This window comes from Pseudomonas sp. A-R-19 (assembly GCF_019956575.1).
GTDB lineage: Bacteria > Pseudomonadota > Gammaproteobacteria > Pseudomonadales > Pseudomonadaceae > Aquipseudomonas.
In genome coordinates this window covers 93,515-109,666 of the sequence record NZ_JAHBDR010000035.1, presented here as the reverse complement: position 1 = coordinate 109,666, position 16,152 = coordinate 93,515, and the positions used below count along the sequence as shown (strand labels likewise).

The window sequence follows — 16,152 nt, the reverse complement described above, 5'->3', positions numbered from 1 at the left end:
CAAACTCTTCAGTTCAAACATCTTTGGGTTTTGAGAAAACCCTAAACCTGGCTCAGCAATCGTTGGTTACATCTTTGATTTCTCGCGGAGTAACTTGTGATGCTGATAATCTGTTGACTAGCAGTCTGACTCCACAAGCACCCACACGAATTGCTTGATTCAGTTGTTAAAGAGCGGTTGGTTAAGAACTTTCGTCTCAACCGAGGCGCGCATTCTACAGCAGCCTCACTTGCTGTCAAGTGGTATTTTTCAGAAGTTTTCAAAGTTTCCTTTGTAACTTCAACCACTTACCCCGTAACCAGCAGCAAACTGCTCGTTAGCGGGAGGCGAATAGTACAGCATTAAAATGCATGGTCAACCCCCGCCTGAAAATTCTTTTCCTTACTAAAGAGCCCAGGTTGCCACTGTGAATACTTCCAGCGTCTGTACAAAGCATCAGGGCAGCAGAGAGGCCAGACCACGTCGTCACCCTCTCGCTATGCCCTCCTCCTGGAAAACCAACCATGCTGTCTTACCTGTTGCTTGATCACACGCAACGGCGGATGCCCGTGGTTAAACCTTGGTGGCGGAAGGTTGCGCGGGTGTTTCTGTCGTCGAAGCATTCGATGGATCAGATGATGTACTTGTAGGATCGCCCGCGAGATTCGTCTCTGTTTTGTGTAGGATTTTTCGTAGACAGTCGTAGTGGCCACTCAGTATCGTCCAAGGGTTTTCTACCCTCGGCGAATGTATGGATACGGAAAAGAGCAACAGCGATTGGAGTGACTTAGAGATTCAGGCTGCGGTCGATGCCTATCTCAGCATGCTTGCGCGGGAGCAGAACGGCCAGGCGATCAACAAGGCTCACGAAAATCGCACCTTGCGCGAAGGTGCTTTGGCCGGACGGACCAAAGGTTCGGTTGAGTTTCGGATGCAGAACATTTCTACGGTTATGGTCGAACTGGATCGAAAACCTATCAAGGGATACAAACCCGCCAAGAATGTCGGCGCCAATGTTGCGAAGAGCATTCGTGATGCACTCAATGCTCCAGGTCCTGCAACTCCCGAAGACCTCGCCCCGACAGCCGACGAGGCCACACTGGAGCAGCGAGCTGCAAAGCTTGAGCGAAAGCCGATCAAAGATGAGCCGAAGGGGATTGAGAAACCAGAGCAAACTCAGTCCAGCGGAAAGTCTTATGTTCGCGATCCGGAAGTGAGAGCGTGGGTGCGCCAACAGGCTGAAGGCAAGTGCGAAGGGTGTGGCGAGCCTGCTCCATTTGAAAAGTCGGGCAGGCCGTTTCTTGAGGTTCATCACGTTAAGCATTTGGCACAGGAAGGTTCAGATCGTCCGAGCAATGCTGTAGCGCTGTGCCCGAACTGCCATCGTCGTTGTCACCATTCGAGTGACCGGGAGGAGTTCACCGCTTCGCTTTATATAAAGGTGAAACGGTTGAAACCCGAATAACCGAGCGGAACAAAACCTGTGGCGAGGGGGCTAGCCCCCGTTCGGCTGCACAGGAGTCGTAAATCCGCGCGACTCAGTTTGTCTGATACTCCCGACTTGCAGCATTAAGGGCCGCTTCGCAGCCCAACGGGGGCAAGCCCCCTCACCACAAGGTTGGTGCCTGGCAAGTTTGCTGTGTTGATGTTGGGAATCGCTAGCAGGCTCGCTCCCACAAGAGATCAGAGAAAGGCTTTAGAGTTTTGATACTAATAAGGGTCGCTGGATCTTCCTGCGACCCTTTTCTTCGCCCGCAACAAAGCTAAAACCTCACCTCCCCAACCCACTAATCCGCCAAGGACAATCCGCCGCCCTCACCCCATTCGGTCCGACAATCTCCGGTGTCTGCCCCAGCGACCTGGCGCTCAACACACTCCCCACCCGCTCAATCAACTGATCAAACCCCAACGTCGCATTCTCCTGATGCAATTTGCGCAGTTGCTCAACCAGGGCGTAGGTGAAGGCGCCGTAGCTGTTGGAGCCCACCTCATACTCATTGGCCTTTTCGTTTTCCCGCGCGGCGTAAAGCATCAGGGGCATGTACGGGCCGTGGTGGCCGTAGAGTTTGCCTTGGCGCAGCAGTTGGGCTTTTTTCTCGGGGCGCAGGCCGGTGGCGGCGCCTTGGGTGGTGCGGGTGCGGGTGAGACCGCGGGTTTTGTTGTCTTGTTCGCTGAAGTCGCGGCGGTCGCTGTCGACGGCGTAGACGCGGCGATCCCAGTCACCGGCGTAGGGGTCCCAGCGCAGCATGCGGTGGCGGATGTCGCTGGGTGGTGTGATGCCGCGCACGCGGCCGTTGCCGCGCGTCATGCCGCCGGCGTAGCAGCAGTCGAACATGACGGTGAGTTTGGCGCCGTGGCCGTCCGGGTCGAATGGCAGGTGACTATAGAACTGGCGGAACAGTTTGTCGGTGAAGTGGGTGCTCCCGTCGTCCCAGTCGAAGTCGTGGAGTACCAGGGTTTCATCCATGCAATCGGCTTCGCCGCTGCTGCTGTAGACCGGCAACTGGGTACCGTGACCGGAGTAGAACAGCACTCGCTCGTCCCCGGCGCGTGCGCCTTCCACCAGCCATTCGAGGCGCTCGACGAAGTTGGCCCGGGTTGCCCGGGCGTCGTGCAGCAAACGGATGTCGCCAGCGTCGTAGCCGCTTTCCTGGAGCATGCGGCTGATCAGGTAAGTGTCGTTGATGCAGCCATCGAGGCGTGCACTTGGGTCGGGATAGTCGTTGATGCCGACCACCAGGGCGCGACGTTTGCGCTGGCCGCTGCGGGACAGGAACGCCGGCACCTCCAGCGCCCGCGCCACCACCACATCGCGGGCCAGTTGCGGCCACAGGCCGGTCTGGCTGGTGGGTGACGACAAGTAGGCCTGGGCGGCGTGATTGAGGTCGAGCAGGTCATCACGCAGTGGCAGAGTGAATTCGGTTTGCAGGTCGACCCGCGCCGAGTCAGGTGAGGTGACAGGTCGGGTCAGCAAGCCGTCGTTGGGGTTGTAGAGGTGGAACCAGCGGCGGATGCCTCGGCCACTTTCGCTCAGGCGCAGGACCCGCCCGCCCCACACTTCGCGCATCACCAACGGCAACGCGATCGGCGAGCCGAAACTGACGAACACCCGGCCATCGATGCGCTTGAGTGCCGAACCTTTTTTCGCTACCGAACGGCGCAACGCATCGTAGCCGATCAAGCTGCCCAGCCCTTGGGCGAAGATGATCTGTGGATCGAATGCCTCGATCTTCGCCAACAGATGCTGGGTCAGTCGGCTACGTAAATCGGCGTCTTCGATCCACTGCACAATGGCGCCCACCGTAACGCGCAACATCTGATTGACCGGCAGGCCCCAGCTGCCGAAATTCTCGTCGGCCTTGCCCCTGGCGTCGGCGCTCAACATCGCCAGGCCTCGGGTGATCTGGGCGAAGTCCGGCCCACCTTCCAGTTGGTCGTCGAAGGACAGAAAGTCGATGTCCTGGTCATCAATGAGGCGACCGTTCTGCGCCAGTTGAGTGCGGATCAAGGTGCGCCATTGCTCCTGCCAGTTCGCATCGATGCTCCCCCGCCCGTCGATTGCCCGGCTGAATCCAACACCTGACAGGCACAGGACACGCAGCCGTGCTGGCGCGACATCCGATCCCGGCTCGACCAAGGCTTTACTGGCAGGCGCCGTAACCGCAGGCACTGTTTGACCTTGGGCGGTGACCATCAAATCCTGCAAGCGCCGCAGTTTCGCTTCCAGGCTGTCTGCACTGGGCGCGGCAGGCGTGCGAGCGTCCTGGCCGGGATCAGGCAATGTACGGTTGCGGTTGCCAAGAAATCCGTTGACCCATTGGGCGCTGTTCCTCCAGATCTGCTCTGGGTCGAGGCCGTCGAGGTAACCGGTGGCGCTGTCCACCACTTGCCGACTTTGGGTCGCCAGTTCGGACTCGATCAATGGCAGCCCGACTCGACTCGGCACCACGGTGGCCGCCAACTTTGGCGCGGCCGTTGCGTTCGGTGCAGCGCGCCAGATGGGCGCGTTACCAAAGTGCTGTGCCGCGATCACCCGAGGGCCGAGGGCACTGCGCGGCAATTTGAAATGATCGCAAAGAAAAGCCAGCAGGCTGGTGTGATCGTAGTGCTGTGCCTGGACGTTGCCCGTCCAGGGAATCAAGCCTGGTTTGAGCCACGGCGAAGCCAGGATCGCCGGCACACGAACGCCGAGACGGGTGAAGGGATTCTTCCACTCGACATCGACCGTTGAACCGGTCGCCACGCAAGTCGGTGGCACCACATGGTCATGGAAACCGCCATGTTCGTCGTACAGCAGCACGAACAGGGTTTTGTTCCAGACAGCGGGTTTGGCCGACAAGGCGTTGAACACCTCACCGACAAACTGATCGCCAAAGCGCAGGTCTTCAGGTGGATGATGCGACACGTTTGGCCCGAGCTTGCCGTTAAGCAAGCCATAACTCGGCTCAATCCAGGACAGTTCGGGGAGTGTGTCAGCGGCGACGTCCGCCTTGAAGTCCTCGATGCCCAGGTGCTGTAGACCACCCTTGACCAGCGCCGCCAGCGGAACGGCACCGTCGGAGTAAATACGCGCGTCGTGGCCGTTGTTGCGCAGCAGCGAAAAAATGCTCTCGCCGCCGAACTGCGCGATCAGGCTTTTGATACCGGCCAGTACCGTGCCAGTGGAGGGCATCAGCAGATGACCATTGCAACTGCCGAGCATGGCAAAAAAACGGTTCGGCCAGGTCGGGCCTGGCACCGAGGAAAACCAGCGATCGCACACGGTGAAGTTGCGCGCCAACCCCTGGATTGCCGGCAGCGTATCGTCCGCTGGCGTGGCGCCGAACGGGATGTAGTTCATCGCCCGTTGGGCCATGGATTGCGACCAGGTTTTGTACACCGTCAGGCCTTTGCGAGCTTTTTCGTAGGCGTCCTGGGCGAAACCATCGAGTTTGGGGATGGCCGGACTGGTCTTGAACGAGACGCCCAGTTGTTTCTCTACGTTGTCGAACTCGTGGCCAAGGTCGAATCCCTCACTATTGCTCGGCGGTAACGCCGGAGGTAGAGGTGGCGGTGGTGCCCACAGGCTGTAGTTTTCCGGGAACTCTGACGCTTGGGTAATCACCGTCGAATTGCCATTGGCCAGCTTCAGCGGGTTGGTGCTGGGCGCCTTGCGGTCGATACCGTTACACGCGGGGTTGATGCTTGTGTAATCCCCCAACAAATGGTCGAACGAACGGTTTTCCATCATCAACACGACAACGTGCTCAATCCCTGCGGGCCAGTTGTTCGCCATGGTGCGCTCCTTGATGTGAAGTCTCGGTTTCGATCTCGCGGGTTTCACGGCAATCAGTTCCCATCATCTTCCCGCTCCCTGTCATCCACCTGATAGTTCGCCACATAGCTGTCCACAGCCGTCCCTATCGTTGGGAAAAACGCCGTCTCCCCCAGCCGCGCAAACAAGCCGAACCGCTTGAGCTTGTCCTTGACCGGGTCTTTCATCTCGGCAATGCACAACTCGATTCCTGCCGCGTGCAGGGTGTCGTCCAGTTCGGCCAGCATGTCGGCGGAGGTCACGTCGACGCTGGTGACCGGTTCTGCGGCGACCACCAGCCAGCGCACCGGTGTGGGCGATGCCGCCACGGCGTCCAGCACGCGGTCGCTGAACAGCTCGGCGTTGGCGAAAAACAAGGGCGCATCCCAGCGAAACAGGACCAGCCCGGGTACCAGGCGCGCGTCGGGGTAGCGTTTGATGTCGTGGTAGCCCTTGACCCCATCGGCACGCCCCAGCACCGCGGAGTACGGGCGCCAGGCATCCCAGAGGAATTCAACGATCGCAATCACGATGGCCAGGCCGATGCCTTCGATCGCGCCGAACACGGCCACGCCGACCGTACAGACAATCGACAGCCAGCATTCCCAGCGCTGGATGCGATAGATCCGGCGCAGGTCGGTAATTTCGATCAGGCCGATAGCCGAGGCGATCACCACCGCCGCCAGGGCGCTGGACGGTAAATGTTGCAGCAGGTCCGGTGCCACCAACAGCAACAAGGCCACCGCCAGTGCGCCGACGACGCCGGTCAACTGGGTTTTGGCTCCGGCCGCTTCGGCCACCGGCGTACGTGACGAACTGCTGCTGATCGGGAAGCCCTGGAAAAATCCGGTTGCCAGGTTGGCGATACCCAGCCCCACCATTTCCTGGTTCGGGTTGACGTAGGTTCGGGTTCGCGCTGCATAGACACGGGAAAGCACGCTGGTGTCGGCGAACGAGACCAGAGCGACGGCGCAACCGCCGATCAACACCGGGACGATATCGGCGGTGGTGATCCAGGGGATCGCGAACCCGGGCAAACCTTGCGGTAGCGAACCCAGGACCTTCACACCGGCGCGTGTCGCAAGGTCGAGCATACCCACGGCGACTGTCGCGCCGACCACGGCGATCAGGATACCCGGCAGTCGCGGCCATCTTTTGAGCAGCAGAATCACCGCCAGGGTAAGCCCGCCCACCACGAAGGTGGTCCAGTTGACCTTTCCCTCCATCACCGCTGAGGTAATAGCCCACAGGTCTCTCAACGGACCGTTGGACTCAATCGAAAAACCGAACAGCTTAGGCAGTTGGCTGATCAATACGGTCAGTGCGATGCCGTTCATGTATCCGTAGCGGATCGGTTTGGACAGCAGCTCGGTAATAAACCCCAGGCGCGCGATACCGGCCAGGATACACACCGTTCCGGAGACGATCGCCATCATCCCCGCCAGGGCGACGGCACGCTGCGGGTCACCGCCGGAGAGTGACAGGATGACCGCAAGTATGACCGCCACTAGAGAGGAATCCGGGCCCATCACCAGAATCCGGCTGGGGCCGAACAAGGCATAGAACAGCAGCGGAACGATCGTCGCGTACAGGCCATAAATGCCGGGTACTCCCGATGCCACCGCATAGGCGATACCGACGGGCACCAGCATCGTGGTCAGCACCAGGCCAGCCATAATGTCGTATCGCAACCACGCCCATTGGTATTCGCGCAGCACGCCCAGCCCCGGCAGCCAGCGGCGCCAACCGGTCTGTTCGTCCCGGCGGGTTATCCGGCCCTGCTCCGGGAGCGGGGGCGAAGCATCTGAATGGCTCATAAACGTCCTACTTGCTGGACCATGCCGACGCGGCGATATCGAAGTGATCAGTGTAGCTATTGCTTCAAATGCGCCATCACTGGAAGCTGTTCACCTAAAGGACTTGGAACCCGACATGAAATTCGACCTCGCCTACTGCCTCGGCCTCAACGACAAGTTGTCGATCTACGACGTTCGGGATCTGAATTTCGACGAGACGATGGATTTCGACTCTGCCAGGGAACACTTCCAGTGCCCCAACGATGCCTGCCGCTTGGCATTCGATACGACCAATGAGCTGGGCACGTTCAACGCCAAGAATGTGAATTACGTGCGCACGCCGCACTTCAAGAACCTGCCGAGTACACGGCATGTCGAGGGCTGCCCTTATGTCAGCTTGAAGACCCCGGGGTCGGGTGTGGATGAGGCGGAAACGGATGACAGCCGCGAGGAAAACTTCCCGTCGGAATTGTTACTGACTCGGCGTGAGTATGTGCGTAAACCGCCCAGCCCGAAGGTTGTGGTGGACGAGGTGCGGGATGAGTCGCCAACGTCGTCGGTGACCAGCAACGTCGAGCAACCGGGCAAGGAATCGGCCCCGGACAAGACCAGCGTCTTTGCCCACCCGGTGGAATGCTTCGTTTCGAACTTCGACGACAAGGACTTGCTCAAGCGTGTGCCGCTGAAGATTGGCGAGCACACCGCGCCTTACGGCGCGTTTTTCAAGAAGATCGAGTATCTGCAGGACAACAAGGGGCTGATTTACTGGGGCAAGGTCAAGGAGATCAAGGACTACACCCAGAGCTTTCGCATCGATTTCGAGAAGAAGGTCTGGTTCGAGAAAAAGCCTTACTCGGTCAATGTCTACCTGAGCAAGAAGCTGATCGACAGCTACCGCAAGCGCAAGGCGTTCCTGGAGGAGATCAAGCACGCCATCGAGAGCGGGCGGGAGTTGTATTGCTTCTTTTATGGGGTGACGCCCGAGTTGAAGCAGGTGCCGAGCAAGAAAAACCCCGAGCAGACGTTCGGGGTGTTCAGCGCCAATATCGAGAATCTGGATCACTTTATCGTGCGGGAAGCGCCGGGGTTGCACGCTAAATAACGACGGGGACCGTCCGTCTGCCTGAAAGTACTATTCAAAAATTGCATTTGATCCGGGCTCAAAACAACTGTACAAAAACACAGTAGATTTTGACCAACACTCTCGAGCCCGGAGAATACCCATGGCCTCTCAAGCGATGAAAATCACCCTGGAACGTATCGCCCTCTTTCAATTCACCCCGGCCCACTGCGCCCAGGCCCGAGCGATGCTGGGCTGGAGCGTGGAAGAGCTCTCGCGGGAGTCCCGAGTCTCGGTGGATGCCATTCAACGCTTCGAGGCGCGCCAGGAGGTGCTGGATGTCACACGCCTGGCGTTGGCCTATCGCTTCGAATCGGAAGGGTTGGTGTTCTTCCCGGGGTTTGCGCCGGGTCGGGGGATGAATGTGAAAGGGTCGACGCCGAATCCGGTTGGACGGGCGGATTTTGCGATGGTGGAGTGAGGGACCACTTCATGGCAAGTGGCCCTGGGTGAACTGCTTACGCGTTCTGCACCACCGCCCGATCACTCTCCCCTTCCACCGCCAGCCACCACGCCCCACCACGCTGCGGATGCATCAAGTTGAACGCCTCGCCCATCTGCGGTGTGGTGATCGATACGTTGCGCTCCCAGGCCAGGGCGAGGATGCGGTCGAAAGGTTCGTACCAGGCGTGCATCGACAGGTCGAAAGTGCCGTTGTGGATCGGCAGTAGCCAGCGGCCCTTGAGGTCAAGGTGGGCTTGCAGGGTTTGTTCGGGTTGCATGTGCACGTGTGGCCAGTCGACGTTGTAGGCGCCGGTTTCCATCAGGGTCAGGTCGAATGGGCCGTACTGTTCGCCGATGCGTTTGAAGCCGTCGAAGTAGCCACTGTCACCGCTGAAGAAGACCCGTGTATCGCCGTCGATCATTACCCACGAGGCCCAGAGGGTGCTGTTGCTGTCAAACAGGCCACGGCCGGAAAAGTGCTGCGACGGGGTGGCAATGAACTGGATGCCATCGACTTCCGTGCCTTGCCACCAATCCAGTTGGCGGACTTTGCTGGCGTCGATGCCCCACTTGATCAGGGTGTCACCTACACCTAGCGGGGTCAGGAAGTGTTTGGTCTTGTCCGCGAGCTTCAGCACCGCCTGATGATCCAGGTGGTCGTAGTGATCGTGGGACAGGATCACCGCTTCGATCGGTGGTAATTCTTCCAGGCTGATCGGTGGCTGGTGGAAACGCTTGGGGCCGGCCCATTGCACGGGTGAGGCGCGCTCGGCGAAGACCGGGTCGGTGATCCAGAACTTGTTGCGCAACTTCAGCAGCACCGTGGAGTGACCCAAGCGATAGACGCTGTGGTTGGGTGCTGCGATCAGCGCGGCTTGAGTCAGGGCTTGCACCGGGACGGGTGCGCTCGGGCGGGCGTTTTGCGGCTTGTGGAACAGCGCGCTCCACAGGATGCCCATGGTTTTGCCAAAGCTTAGACGTTGAACCGGCGTGAAGTTTTGATACTGCCCTTGAGCCTGTCGGGACGCTTCAGGTGTGGAGGCGGTGTCCGCCGGGGAGTTTGAATTGGCCATGACTGAATGACTCCAGAAAAACCGCGCATGACGCGACTTTCCGCTTTGGGACGATAAATGGCCAAGGCACGCACGCATCAGCCGGACTTTCTATTTTTACTGGGCAGGATTAACAAAACATTACACTGCACAGTGTAGTTTCTAGGTTGCATCAAAGTCGATGACAAGTAAACTACTGAGTGTAATTCCCCCCTTCTTCCTGCCGAAGCGTACTTATGACAGCTCCACAGCGCCTCACCGACCGAAAACGCCAAGCGATCATCCAGGCAGCGATCAACGAGTTCCGTGACAACGGTTTCGAGATCACCAGCATGGACAAGATTGCCGCCACTGCCGGCGTGTCGAAGCGCACGGTGTACAACCACTTTCCCAGCAAGGAAGAGTTGTTCGCCGAGATCCTCAATCAGTTATGGATCCGGGTGACGGCAGAACAGGAAACGTCCTACCGTCCCGACCAACCATTGCGCGACCAGTTGCGCTCGCTGCTGATGGCCAAACTGCAGATGTTGGGCGACGACAATCTGCTCGACCTGGCCCGGGTCGCCATTGCGGCGACGATTCATTCCCCGGAGCGGGCGCAAGACATGGTGGCCCGAATGGGCGAGCGCGAAGAGGGGCTGACGGTGTGGATTCGGGCCGCTCAGGCTGATGGCCGGTTGAAGGCCGTGGCTCCCGAATTCGCCGCTCAACAGATCCATGGCCTGCTCAAGTCATTTGCATTCTGGCCGCAGATTTCCATGGGGCAGCCCAGCTTGTCCGTCGAGGAGCAAAATACGGTGGCGGATTCCGCGCTGGACATGTTCCTGGCGTACTACCAGCTCTAAATCAGTTGTTTGCAGCACAGGCTGGAATTAAATGGCTTCGAAGGACACTGATTATTCCGGCTGGAATAAATGACAATGTGCGCCACTATTACCGATGAACGGTAATTCTAAACCCCATGCAGTAAAGTGTTTCAGAATGAATCTGGCGCAGGGAATTATGGATAAACAACACGGCAAGGGTTTGTCATTTGCCAGACGCATCTACATGCCTCGAACCATTGGCTTGGGCATCGGCAGTTTCAGCGTGGCCGCGGCACTGTATCCGTTGCACCTGCCGGTCTGGGTCTGGGTTTTGTTGGCACTGAATGGTTTTGTCTGGCCGCATCTCGCTTATCAACTTTCGAGTCGCTCGGTTTTTCCCTACAAGGCCGAACGCCGCAATCTACTTTACGATTCGCTGTGCGGTGGTTTTTGGGTCGCGACATTCCAGTTCAATCCGCTTTGCACCGTGACCATTCTGGCGATGATGGCGATGAACAATGTCGCCGCCGGCGGCCAACGGATGTTCCTGTTGGGCAGTCTGAGTCAAGTGGCGGGCGTGATGATTGCCTGGTCGCTGTTCGGCGCGGCATACACCCTGTCGACCACGCAACTGCAGATTTGGGCGTGCTTGCCGATGTTGACGCTCTACCCGTTGGCGTTGGGCATGGTCTGCTACCAGTTGGCGATCAAGTTGTCGGAGCATAAACGTACACTGAGCGCTTTGAGCCGCACCGACAGTTTGACGGGGCTCCTCAACCACGGCGCCTGGAAGGACTTGCTGCAAATGAAGTTTCGCGAGTGCAGCCAGCGTCAGCAGCAGGCCGCCATCGCACTGATCGACATCGACCATTTCAAGGCCATCAATGACACCTACGGTCATATCATTGGCGACTCGGTGTTGCGCCAGTTAAGCATCGAGCTCAAATGCAACCTGCGCGAAAGCGATCTGGCCGGCCGCTATGGGGGTGACGAGTTTTGCGTGATCCTGCCCAACATGCCGCTGAATCAGGCCATGGACGTTATGGAGCGATTGCGCAAAGTGTTGCAAGACTATCGACATCGGGAAGTGCCGAAGCTGCGGGTCAGCCTGAGTATCGGCCTGGCGGCTTACCAACCGTCGTTTACCGATGCAATGGCCTGGCTCGATGACGCTGACAAAGCCCTCTACACCGCGAAAAACACCGGGCGCAACAAGGTCAGTGTCAACCCAAGCAACATCGGCCTGGAAACGTCGGCCGTATGATGGCAATAGCTTGGCGATTGCGCTGCTCGAATGACGCTGAGGCTATAGTGAGCCTCAGTCCCAGCGCCAGACAGAGAGCATCATGACCACCACCCGCCACGAAACCACCGCCCCCGTCGATCACCTGCGTTTCCATCGCAAGCATGCCCACTTGGCGCCGACCTTCGGCAATGACAAGTTTGCCCTGCGCGCCGAAGCCTTTGCCCGGTTCTTTGGCACCCCGACCTTTCTCGGCGCACAAACGCTGATCGTTGTGGTCTGGGTGTGCCTCAACCTGTCCGGCTTCACCCACTTCGATGCGTACCCATTCATCCTGCTCAACCTGGCTTTCAGCCTGCAATCGGCCTATGCCGCGCCATTGATTCTGTTGGCCCAGACTCGTCAGGCTGCGCGGGACAAAGCCCAATCCGATGCCGATGCGCAGCACCGCGAAGCGCTGGCGATCGCCAACAGTGAGCGGCAGGCAGAAGCCGCAAAAAACACCGCGCAACTACTCGAACTGCTGGAGCAGAACACCCGCCTCACGGAGATGACCAAGTCCCTCACCGAGCGCATCGAAAACCTGACCACAGAAATGCATCAACATTTCGTGCGAAAGGACGTGCCAAAGACCTGAACGGTTTCACGGCAGTTTCAATGCCCGCCCCAGCTCATCGAACAGCGTGACCACCGAGCGCAAGGCGCGGCAGTCGGGACGAGTCAGCAGCCACAGCGCGGTGTCGTATCCGTGCAGCGGCTCGCCCAGTGGCCGTAATCCGTCACCGATCAAGAAATCCGGCAGTGCCGCGACACCCAGCCCCGCCCTGACCAGCTGGGTAACCGAAAGCATGCTGTTGCAGCGATAGCCTGGCGTTACGCCCGGCAAGGCTTGGCGACGCCAGGTAACGGTCGGGTGATCGGGCAGGAAGTCATCCGGGGCGATCCAGGTCAATGAGGCCAGGTCTGTGGTGTTGACCGTTTGCAGATAGCGTTCGCTGGCGCATACGCGGTAGGAAATATCCGCCAATCGCCGTCCTACCAAATGCTCCGGTGGCGTGCGGGTCAGGCGCAGGGCGATATCGGCATCCCGACGGCTGAGATTGGCAAAATCATTGGACGTGCTCAGCTCGAGCATCAGCGCCGGATAGTTCGGCATGAACTGCGCCAGCGCCGGCAACAGCAAACCTTGCAGGACCGAGTCGGTGCAGGTCAGGCGCACAATGCCGCTGATCACTTCACCGCCCTGCTCCACACCGATGCGCGCCGCCTCCAGAGCCTGCTCGGCACGTTCGGCCTGTTCAGCCAGGGACTGCGCCAGGGTGGTCGGCAGGTAACCGGCGCGGCTTTTTTCGAACAGTTGCTGACCCAGCGCAGCCTCCAGCCGGCGCACCGCTCGAAACACCGTCGAGACATCCACCTTGAGCAGTTGCGATGCCCGGACCAGAGACCCGCCGCGTACCAGCGCGAGGATCAGGGCCAGGTCCGGGTAGTCCAGTCGATAGTGCGTCACTGCATTGATCACTTGGGAAAACGCCAATATTGAATGCGTGAACGCCAATCTATAGTGGGCACCAGGAATCAACAAGTGCAGAGGCCTCTCATGGAAACCCGCCCGATTCGCATCGCCCTGATCGGCGATTACGACCCGCAAGTCACCGCCCACCAGGCCATTCCCATCGCCCTCGAAAGAATCGCCGCACACACTGGCCTGAACCTGCAATGGCACTGGCTCGCCACCGATGAAATCCACGCCGGGACACCACTGCGCACATTTGATGGCTTCTGGTGTGTACCGGCCAGCCCCTACCGCAACATGGACGGTGCATTGCTGGCGATTCGTTTTGCCCGCGAACAGCAGCGACCTTTCCTCGGCACCTGCGGCGGATTTCAACACGCGGTGCTGGAATATGCGCGCAATGTGCTGGGCTGGTCGGATGCCGAACACGGCGAAACGGCGCCCGATGCAACACGGGCGCTGCTGACACCGCTGACGTGCGCGCTGGTGGAGGCGGTCGATACCATTCATTTAGATGAAGGCTCGTTGATCGCCCAGGCGTACGAAAGTACCGAGATACGTGAAGGCTATCGCTGTCGCTATGGGGTGAATCCACAATTCGAAGGGGAGCTGCTCAAGCGCGAATTGCACGCCGTCGGCCACGATTCGGAACACGGACTGCGCGTGGTCGAACTCAGCGGTCATCCGTTCTTTGTCGCGACCTTGTTCCAACCCGAGCGAGCGGCGCTCAAGGGCGTCTTGCCGCCGTTGGTTGGCGCCTTTGTCGAAGCCTGTGCGGGGCGCTCAGCATGATCGCCGATACGCCAGCTGCGCCTTATTACGCGGTGATCTTCACCTCGCTGCGCACCGAGGGTGACCAGGGTTACGCCGCAGCGGCCGCACGGATGCTGGAGCTGGCCCGTGAACAGCCGGGGTTTCTCGGGGTGGAATCGGCTCGGGGCGAGGATGGGTTGGGAATAACCGTGTCGTACTGGGCCAGTGAAGCGGCGATTCTGGCGTGGAAGCATCATCCGGAACACACGGCGATTCGCGAGCGTGGACGCTCGACCTGGTATGCGCGGTGTAAAACGCGGGTGTGCCGGGTTGAGCGGGCCTATGGGTTCAGCCTGTAAATGATGCGGTGTGCTTGAGGCCGTCTTCGCGGGCAAGCCCGCACAGTGTCTTGTGTCACACCCAAGATCCCTGTGGGAGCGGGCTTGCCCGCGAAGAGGCCAGAACGGTCAACGCAAAACGATCAACCCTGCACCAGACTGCGAACTGCCGCAATCTCCGGCACCTCCACCCGACTCATGTACACCCGCAATGGCTCGGTGATGTTGATCCGGTCATCGATGTTCTGGTCCAACAACAACCGAATCAATTCGCGCTTGAGCGTCATGGTCTGCCCGGGCCCCGAGACCCAGACGAATTCGCTGGTCGGGATGATGCCGTCGTCCGCCACGTCCATGCCGAATGAATCTTCGCTGAAGCGCACAATGTAGTGGCCGGTCTTGCGATTGAGGCCGACGAAGCCTTTGAGTTGGTCGGCAGCCTGGCAGATGAGCTGGGAAGTGATGCGCATGTTAAACCCCGCAATGGTGATCATTGGTTTGCACGCAGGGCCTGCGTCTCCCTCTGCCGGGGAAATTGCAGCGCCCCAGCGTACTGCAAACGGGCGCACAAAAGCGCTGACGAACATCAGCTTTAGACAACTTTATGTCGGTCTCGCGATAGCGCCTGCAAAGATGAATTGTTAAAAGGGACCGCTCACTCATAACGAAAGGAACTCGAGCATGCCGGCAACCTTTACTAAAAGTGCCTTGTTACTGAGCCTGTTGCTGGGCCTCGGCCAGGCACAGGCCGCCAGCGAACCCACTCCCACAGCGTTGGCGACCCGTTTGGGTATTCCACATCCAGCGGTGATCGCCCACCGTGGCGCGTCTTTCGATGCACCGGAATCCACCGCCGCCGCCTACAAGACTGCCCGCGACCTGGGCGCCGACTACCTGGAAATGGATCTGCAGCGCAGCAAGGATGGCGTGCTGTTCGCCTTGCACGACAACAACCTGCAACGCACTACCGACGTCGCCAGCAAATTCCCCGAGCGCAAGGACAGCCCCGCCAATGCGTTCACCATGGCCGAACTGAAAACCCTGGATGCGGGCAGCTGGTTCAATGCCGCGTACCCGGATCGCGCACGTCCTGCCTTCGCCGGCCTGAAGATTCTGACCCTTGATGAAATCATCGACATCGCCGAGGGCAACGCCCTGCACAAGCCCGGCCTGTACATCGAGACCAAGGAGCCTAAGCAGTTTCCCGGCATCGAACACGACCTCAAGGAAAAACTCCACGACCGTGGCTGGCTGAGCCCGAGCGCTTCGAAACAGGCGAATGGCGAGCAGGCGGTCGGCCTGGGCAAAGGCAAGGTGGTCCTGCAGACCTTCGAGAAGAACAGCCTCGAACTGCTGCAAAAGGAAATGCCGACGGTGCCCAAGATCCTGCTGTTGTGGGTCGGTGAAGGCAGTATCGAACCCAAGTCCAAGGTGACCTTTGCCGAGTCCGGCGAAAAGGATAAAGCCGCCTACTACGCCAAGCAGGAACCGAAGGACAAAGCCGAATTCCAGCGCTGGATCGACTACGCCAAGGCCCAGGGTGCCATCGGTACCGGCCCGTCCGCCGCACTGACCCAGGGTGGCGACCAGAGTTACTCAGACCTGGTGCAACCGTGGATGAACCAGTACACCCACGATCAAGGCCTGCTCGTGCACGTCTACACCATCGACGATGCGGTGGACTACCAGAAAGTCATGGACGCCGGTGTCGACGGTATTTTCACCAATCGCGCCAGTGAGTTGTTGAAGTTTTATAAACGTCCAGCGCCGGCGAGTGTGGCGCAGGTGCTACAGAACAACGGCTACTGATCC

At 59.2% G+C, this 16,152-nt stretch carries 14 protein-coding genes; 9 read left to right on the top strand and 5 right to left on the bottom strand.

The annotated features are described in order from the left end of the window. Positions 1 to 730: 730 nt before the first annotated feature. Positions 731 to 1,444, top strand: a complete 714-nt coding sequence (locus tag KGA88_RS05165; RefSeq protein WP_223589420.1) for an HNH endonuclease — start codon at positions 731 to 733, stop codon at positions 1,442 to 1,444. A gap of 306 nt (positions 1,445 to 1,750) precedes the next feature. Here the strand turns inward: KGA88_RS05165 and KGA88_RS05160 are convergent, their stop codons facing one another. Then, positions 1,751 to 5,254 (bottom strand): alkaline phosphatase family protein, encoded by a 3,504-nt coding sequence (locus KGA88_RS05160; protein ID WP_223589418.1) that lies wholly within the window; start codon positions 5,252 to 5,254, stop codon positions 1,751 to 1,753. Positions 5,255 to 5,307: 53 nt separating this feature from the next. Further along, positions 5,308 to 7,089: a SulP family inorganic anion transporter gene (locus KGA88_RS05155; RefSeq protein ID WP_223589416.1), complete on the bottom strand. Its 1,782-nt coding sequence runs from the start codon at positions 7,087 to 7,089 to the stop codon at positions 5,308 to 5,310. Positions 7,090 to 7,204: 115 nt separating this feature from the next. Here KGA88_RS05155 and KGA88_RS05150 point away from each other — a divergent pair, with 115 nt between their 5' ends. Further along, complete coding sequence (locus KGA88_RS05150) at positions 7,205 to 8,170, top strand: hypothetical protein (protein ID WP_223589414.1); 966 nt, start codon at positions 7,205 to 7,207, stop codon at positions 8,168 to 8,170. 121 nt (positions 8,171 to 8,291) lie between these two features. Continuing rightward, on the top strand, positions 8,292 to 8,609 hold the full coding sequence (locus KGA88_RS05145) for a helix-turn-helix transcriptional regulator (protein WP_007998876.1): 318 nt from the start codon (positions 8,292 to 8,294) through the stop codon (positions 8,607 to 8,609). A gap of 37 nt (positions 8,610 to 8,646) precedes the next feature. Here the strand turns inward: KGA88_RS05145 and KGA88_RS05140 are convergent, their stop codons facing one another. Continuing rightward, positions 8,647 to 9,705: an MBL fold metallo-hydrolase gene (locus tag KGA88_RS05140; RefSeq protein ID WP_223589412.1), complete on the bottom strand. Its 1,059-nt coding sequence runs from the start codon at positions 9,703 to 9,705 to the stop codon at positions 8,647 to 8,649. A gap of 215 nt (positions 9,706 to 9,920) precedes the next feature. On the opposite strand from KGA88_RS05140, the gene KGA88_RS05135 reads away from it, so the two are divergent. The 3 genes from KGA88_RS05135 to KGA88_RS05125 all read left to right on the top strand — a co-directional run bounded on the left by KGA88_RS05135 (position 9,921) and on the right by KGA88_RS05125 (position 12,370). Next, positions 9,921 to 10,529 (top strand): TetR/AcrR family transcriptional regulator, encoded by a 609-nt coding sequence (locus tag KGA88_RS05135; RefSeq protein WP_223589410.1) that lies wholly within the window; start codon positions 9,921 to 9,923, stop codon positions 10,527 to 10,529. 157 nt (positions 10,530 to 10,686) lie between these two features. After that, positions 10,687 to 11,754, top strand: coding sequence for a diguanylate cyclase (locus KGA88_RS05130; protein ID WP_223589407.1), 1,068 nt, complete (start codon positions 10,687 to 10,689; stop codon positions 11,752 to 11,754). 82 nt (positions 11,755 to 11,836) lie between these two features. Next, positions 11,837 to 12,370, top strand: coding sequence for a DUF1003 domain-containing protein (locus tag KGA88_RS05125; RefSeq protein ID WP_110660767.1), 534 nt, complete (start codon positions 11,837 to 11,839; stop codon positions 12,368 to 12,370). Between the two features lie 6 nt (positions 12,371 to 12,376). Here KGA88_RS05125 and KGA88_RS05120 read toward each other — a convergent pair whose 3' ends face one another. Then, the gene (locus tag KGA88_RS05120) at positions 12,377 to 13,318 is read right to left on the bottom strand and encodes a LysR family transcriptional regulator (RefSeq protein ID WP_223589405.1); all 942 of its coding nucleotides are present in this window, start codon (positions 13,316 to 13,318) and stop codon (positions 12,377 to 12,379) included. Positions 13,319 to 13,333: 15 nt separating this feature from the next. Between KGA88_RS05120 and KGA88_RS05115 the strand changes: the two genes are divergently transcribed. Further along, positions 13,334 to 14,041 carry a CTP synthase gene (locus tag KGA88_RS05115; RefSeq protein WP_110660765.1) on the top strand — a complete coding sequence of 236 codons (708 nt, stop codon included), beginning with the start codon at positions 13,334 to 13,336 and terminating at the stop codon, positions 14,039 to 14,041. Then, on the top strand, positions 14,038 to 14,361 hold the full coding sequence (locus KGA88_RS05110) for an antibiotic biosynthesis monooxygenase family protein (protein ID WP_110660764.1): 324 nt from the start codon (positions 14,038 to 14,040) through the stop codon (positions 14,359 to 14,361). Before KGA88_RS05115 ends, KGA88_RS05110 begins: the two co-directional genes overlap by 4 nt. A gap of 122 nt (positions 14,362 to 14,483) precedes the next feature. Here KGA88_RS05110 and KGA88_RS05105 read toward each other — a convergent pair whose 3' ends face one another. Then, on the bottom strand, positions 14,484 to 14,810 hold the full coding sequence (locus KGA88_RS05105; protein WP_223589403.1) for a DUF2025 family protein: 327 nt from the start codon (positions 14,808 to 14,810) through the stop codon (positions 14,484 to 14,486). 211 nt (positions 14,811 to 15,021) lie between these two features. Here KGA88_RS05105 and KGA88_RS05100 point away from each other — a divergent pair, with 211 nt between their 5' ends. Next, entirely contained in the window at positions 15,022 to 16,149 is a 1,128-nt protein-coding gene (locus KGA88_RS05100) for a glycerophosphodiester phosphodiesterase (RefSeq protein WP_223589401.1), read from the top strand. Positions 16,150 to 16,152: the final 3 nt, after the last annotated feature.